The sequence below is a fragment of the Rhizobium mulingense genome (assembly GCF_029194105.1).
Taxonomy (GTDB): Bacteria; Pseudomonadota; Alphaproteobacteria; order Rhizobiales; family Rhizobiaceae; genus Rhizobium; species Rhizobium mulingense.
Map to the genome: position 1 here is coordinate 1 of NZ_JARFVE010000047.1, position 2421 is coordinate 2421.

Consider the following 2421-nt stretch of genomic DNA (forward strand, 5'->3'; position numbering starts at 1 on the left):
GAGACCCGCTCCTGAAAGCCGATCCCGGAGGGCCATCCTCCATCATTCACGCAGCTTCACGTTACGGGGTTAGCTCACACTGAACTCCTTCCGTGCCTCTGCAGCACACTTTCGTCGTGAGCGTACGGTGAGCTGTTTTTGCTGATCGGCCAAATCAGGCGATGTTCTGGCATTAGAACCAGCATTAGTGCTGACATTAATACCAGAACGAAGAGGTTTCATGGCTCGCATAGAGATCATGTCCGGTACCGAGCGCAGACGGCGTTGGTCGGACGAGGCGAAGCTGAGGATACTTGCGGAAGCTGATGAGCCCGGTGCTCGCATTGGCGATGTGGCGCGCCGGCACGACATTCATCCGGGCCAGATCCGCTTGTGGCGGCAATCATTCAACTATGCCGATCGGCCGACGGTGTTCCTCCCGGTGGAAATCACGGAGGAGGTTGGCGTAAGCCAGCCGTCTACCGCAGCAACAAGGCCGACGATCGTTGAGATCTTGCTTCGAAACGGTCGGAGCTTGAAGGTTGCGGTTGACGTTGAGTTGAAGCTGCTTGGCCCGCTCGTCGCTTGCGTGGAGGCGGTATGATCGGCCCATCGGGGAATGTGAGGGTCTATCTGGCCTGCGGAGTGACCGATATGCGGCGTGGCATTGATGGTCTGTCCGCGCTGGTCGAGACGGTCGTGAGGGAGGCACCGGGCTCGGGCGCAATCTTCGGCTTTCGCGGAAAACGCGCGGACCGGATCAAGCTTCTTTGGTGGGATGGCCAGGGGTTCTGTCTGTTCTACAAGATTTTGGAGCGCGGATACTTTCCCTGGCCGACGGCGAAAGAGGGTGTAGCGCACCTGACGCAGGCGCAGCTTTCGATGCTCGTTGAGGGGATCGATTGGCGACGCCCGGCGTGGACTTCCGCTCCCGGCCGAACGGGATAAAAGCTATATTTTGCAGGGGCATGGGAAGCTTAACGCTGGTGCGTCAGAGGCAAATCGGCTAGTTTCGCGGATATGGAAACAGCGCCGCTGGACAGTCAGGACGAGCTCAATACTTTGCGCGCACTCGTCGCGGAACAGGCGGCAAAACTTGAGAGCCAGGAAGCCGAGGTCATCAAGCGAGACTCCATAATCGGGCTTCTTCGCGCGCAACTGGAGCTTCTCCGACATCGGCAACATGGCGCGTCTTCGGAAAAGATCGACAGGAAGATCGAGCAATTCGAGCTGATGTTGGAGGAGATCGAGGCCTCCCGGGCCGAGGCTGAACAGCGCTCCGGGAAACCGCCTCTGCCGGAGTTGGACGACGCATCCGAGAAGCCGAAGCGCAAGCCTCTACCCGATGATCTCACCACCGAAGAACTGGTCTATGCAGCTCCCTGCAATTGCCCGACCTGCGGTGGCACTTCGTTCCTGAAGGCGGCCGACAGAGTGGTCCAGGTGCTGGAGCACGTGCCGGCGTCGGTCAAGATTGTCCGGCATGTCGAGAAGCGCATGATCTGCAGGGAATGCGATACGACAGTGGCTGGCGAGATGCCGACCTTGCCGATCGAGCGCGGCAAACCCGGGCCGGGGCTGCTCGCCCACATCATGATCGCCAAATTCGACGATCACATTCCCCTCTACCGCCTGTCAGAGATGTACGACCGGTTGGGGATAGACATCTCCCGATCCGTAATGGCCGACTGGGTCGGCCGGGTATCTGCATTGCTGACACCACTTGTCCTGTTAATCAGGGCCCATATCGCCGCACTCGACCGAATACATACGGACGATACCCCGGTCGATGTTCTCGACCCCGGGCGGGGCAAGACAAAAACCGGCAGGGTCTGGGTCTACATCTTTGACGGCAGTGGCTATCAATCCGCCACTCCCGCAGCCATTGCCTATTACTACAGCCCCGACCGCAGGGGCGCACATCCGGCTGACACCTGGCAAGCTTCAGCGGCGTCATGCATGCCGACGGCTACGGGGGTTACAAGAAGCTCTATGGCAACCAGATCATTGAAGCCGCCTGCATGGCGCATGTGCGCCGCAAGTTCCATGATGTGATAAAGCTCAAGCCGTCTCCGATCGCTGAGGAAGCGCTGTCACGCATCGGCGCTCTCTACGATATCGAGAACCGTATCCGAGGCATGTCGGCTGACGAGCGGCGCACCCTGCGCCAACACCATGCCCGGCCTGTTCTGGACGAACTCAAGGCCTGGATCGAGGCGACACTCTCGACTTTGCCTCAGAAGCAGAGGCTGGCCGAGGCGATGCGATATGCCCTGTCGCGATGGGCAGCCTTGAGCGTCTACATCGACGATGGCCGTGTCGAAATCGACAACAACATCGCTGAACGAGCCATGCGTCCGCTTGGCGGACCTGAGTCATTGTGCACTCCCTCTTTAAGTATCTGTAAACATTGGAAGCGTCTCGGTGTCAGCAATGCGACAC

The 2421-nt window shown here is 59.2% G+C and carries 2 protein-coding genes and 1 pseudogene; all 3 read left to right on the plus strand.

What is annotated here, in order from left to right:
* The first annotated feature begins 220 nt into the window (after positions 1 to 220).
* Complete coding sequence (tnpA, locus tag PYR71_RS30555) at positions 221 to 583, plus strand: IS66-like element accessory protein TnpA (protein ID WP_029875542.1); 363 nt, start codon at positions 221 to 223, stop codon at positions 581 to 583.
* Complete coding sequence (gene tnpB, locus PYR71_RS30560) at positions 580 to 927, plus strand: IS66 family insertion sequence element accessory protein TnpB (RefSeq protein WP_009996986.1); 348 nt, start codon at positions 580 to 582, stop codon at positions 925 to 927. Before tnpA ends, tnpB begins: the two co-directional genes overlap by 4 nt.
* A gap of 72 nt (positions 928 to 999) precedes the next feature.
* Positions 1000 to 2345, plus strand: a pseudogene (locus tag PYR71_RS30565) (IS66-like element ISRel19 family transposase); the annotation flags it as partial.
* Between the last annotated feature and the right edge of the window lie 76 nt (positions 2346 to 2421).